This is a genomic window from Microcystis aeruginosa LEGE 91341 (assembly GCF_015206885.1).
Classification (GTDB): Bacteria; Cyanobacteriota; Cyanobacteriia; order Cyanobacteriales; family Microcystaceae; genus Microcystis; species Microcystis aeruginosa_H.
This window is the reverse complement of the sequence record NZ_JADEXY010000242.1, coordinates 1-2,412: the sequence shown is the minus strand read 5'-3', so window position 1 is coordinate 2,412 and position 2,412 is coordinate 1. Positions and strand designations below refer to the sequence as shown.

The 2,412-nt window shown below is 44.0% G+C and carries 4 protein-coding genes; all 4 read left to right on the top strand.

The features are described from left to right. The first annotated feature begins 88 nt into the window (after positions 1–88). The 4 genes from IQ234_RS20545 (at position 89) to IQ234_RS20525 (ending at position 2,231) form a co-directional block, all read left to right on the top strand. On the top strand, positions 89–466 hold the full coding sequence (locus IQ234_RS20545) for a phosphomannose isomerase type II C-terminal cupin domain (RefSeq protein ID WP_002792546.1): 378 nt from the start codon (positions 89–91) through the stop codon (positions 464–466). Positions 467–514: 48 nt separating this feature from the next. Next, entirely contained in the window at positions 515–1,066 is a 552-nt protein-coding gene (gene cobU / locus IQ234_RS20540) for a bifunctional adenosylcobinamide kinase/adenosylcobinamide-phosphate guanylyltransferase (protein ID WP_193958431.1), read from the top strand. A 113-nt stretch (positions 1,067–1,179) separates the two neighbouring features. Further along, positions 1,180–1,770, top strand: coding sequence for a 3-isopropylmalate dehydratase small subunit (gene leuD, locus IQ234_RS20530; protein ID WP_052277548.1), 591 nt, complete (start codon positions 1,180–1,182; stop codon positions 1,768–1,770). A gap of 284 nt (positions 1,771–2,054) precedes the next feature. After that, complete coding sequence (locus tag IQ234_RS20525; RefSeq protein ID WP_002740601.1) at positions 2,055–2,231, top strand: hypothetical protein; 177 nt, start codon at positions 2,055–2,057, stop codon at positions 2,229–2,231. The last annotated feature ends 181 nt before the right edge of the window (positions 2,232–2,412 follow it).

The following is a 2,412-nucleotide window of genomic DNA, read 5'->3' as shown; positions in this document are numbered from 1 at the left end:
CTTCCCCATCACCCCACACCCCTTGAGCTAATAGCTGCAAACCAGAGATTGTCCACTAGAATGTTAATCAAGTTTGGAGACCACCACCATGGATGACTTAATTAATGATCCCTCCCCTTCTCCCCAAGACCTAGAAATGACGAGGACTCCCCCCTGGGGAACAGTGACGGTATTGGAGGAAGGTCCGCGGTATCGCATCAATCGCATTGTCATTAAACCCGGCCATCACATGAGTACCCAAATGCACTACCATCGCAGTGAACACTGGATTGTCGTCTCCGGTACAGCGCGGGTAATCTGTGATGAAAAAGAAACTCTCCTCAAACAAAAAGAATCTACATACGTTCCCATGAATACCCGTCATCGGGTAGAAAACCCCGGTTCTATTCCTCTGGTGATGATTGAGGTGCAAAATGGCGAATATTTAGGAGATGATGATATTCACCGTTTTGATGATGCAGAATAGGACAGTTTTCTACCGTATATACTTTAGCTATTTGCCAAAATCTCGATCGTGGATGAAAAAATTATCCTAGTTACAGGGGCTGCTCGTTCTGGGAAAAGTGAATGGGCCGAATATTTAGCCAAAATCAGCCAAAAACCCGTTATTTATATCGCCACCTCCTCGGTGGATGAAAAAGATCAAGAATGGTGCGATCGCATTGAAAGACACCGGCAGCGACGTTCCCCCCAATGGCAAACCCAAGAAATTCCCCGACAATTAAGCGAAACTATTGATAATAGCCCATTTACTCACTGTTTATTGATCGATTCCCTCGGTACTTGGGTAGCCAATTGTTTAGAAATGTCGGCAGCTGAATGGTTAGAAATCAGTGATCGATTCTTGTATTCCCTCAAAAATGCGGCGGTTGATGTTATTCTGGTAGCGGAAGAAACCGGTTGGGGTGTGGTTCCCCCTTATCCCCTCGGTCGTCTGTTTCGCGATCGTTTAGGCGATCTCTGTCGTAGAATTGGCACAATAGCAGACGCAGTTTATCTAGTTACCGGCGGCCATGCTCTTAATTTAAGTCAATTGGGCCAATCTTTGTCGATAATTGGGCAGTAGAGAAGATGAGCAACAATTATCGCCGAGAAATCGAGAAAAATGCCACCGATCAGGGGGTATGGCAAGATGCAACCACTTTTTTTGTCACTGCTAGTAAAAGTTAGAAAAAGATCATGAGTCAAGTTAAAACCATCTCCGGACGAGCTTTACCCTTGCGAGGCAACGATATTGACACCGATCGCATTATTCCGGCTCGTTTTTTGCGTTGTATCACCTTTGAAGGTTTAGGAGAACAAGTGTTCGCAGATGATCGAGCCGCTTTACAGGGAAGTCATCCTTTCGATCTACCCCAGTACCAAGGGGCGAAAATTTTGGTAGTTAATGGTAATTTTGGTTGTGGTTCTTCTCGGGAACACGCACCGCAAGCGATTTTACGTTGGGGAATTCAAGCAATTATCGGGGAAAGTTTCGCCGAAATATTTTTTGGTAATTGTATCGCTAATGGGGTTCCCTGTGTCACTGCTGAGGCTAAAACCATCACCCATTTACAGGATTTAATTGCCGCTAATCCCGAAATTCCTGTCGATCTTTCCTTGACAACCATGACGGTGGAATGGGGGGATTTTGTCGCTACTGTGTCTATGAATGAAGGTTCCCGACAGATGTTAATAGAAGGGGGTTGGGATACCTGCGGACAGCTTTTACAAAATCTCGATCTGATTGAATCTACCGCACAAAAGTTACCCTATTTAAGTTTCGTTTAGACAAACAATCTAGGCTGAGGGTGCGTTAGTAATAGATTAACGTACCCCGTCAGGGATTTTGTTTGAGACTCAGCAGCTGTAAATATTAAGTAGTCGTCCAAAATTAATTTCCTAGTCGAGACAGGAGACAGGAGACAGGAGACAGGAGGAAAACAAGACAAAAGACAACTATCCTATCTATAAAACCTAAGATTATGTCAAATTTATCCGAGGTTTTAGATATTTTGACCCAATAGCGGCTCGATAACTTACTTGTGCGGGAGATCTATTAAACAATCTGCCCTATGACTAATTCTGATAATAATCTCCAAAATATCCAAGAACCGATTTTAAACGCTCCCGAAGATGTGCGAAAAATTATCGATCGCGTTTTAAAATTGGAAAGAGATAAGTTATACCAGCGCAATCCTCGCAATATCAATGATGATGTTTTAACAATTATTAAAGAAGTAATTCAATAATCAGTTATCAGTTATCAGTTATCAGGAGTCAGTAGTCAGGAGATAGGGGGGCACTGCGTGCGCGACGTTCGGCGACGCTCAGTCGAGCCGTTGCGGAGGATTTTGGGGTGATAGGGATTTAGGGGTTTAGGGAAATTTCATCCAAATGCTCCACTTCCCCACTTCCCCACTTCCCCACTCC

What these genes read in the sequence shown, in the direction of transcription:
- IQ234_RS20545 (WP_002792546.1), top strand. Translation starts at nt 89, where the DNA reads ATGGATGACTTAATTAATGATCCCTCCCCTTCTCCCCAAGACCTAGAA.
- leuD (WP_052277548.1), top strand. Translation starts at nt 1,180, where the DNA reads ATGAGTCAAGTTAAAACCATCTCCGGACGAGCTTTACCCTTGCGAGGC.
- IQ234_RS20525 (WP_002740601.1), top strand. Translation starts at nt 2,055, where the DNA reads ATGACTAATTCTGATAATAATCTCCAAAATATCCAAGAACCGATTTTA.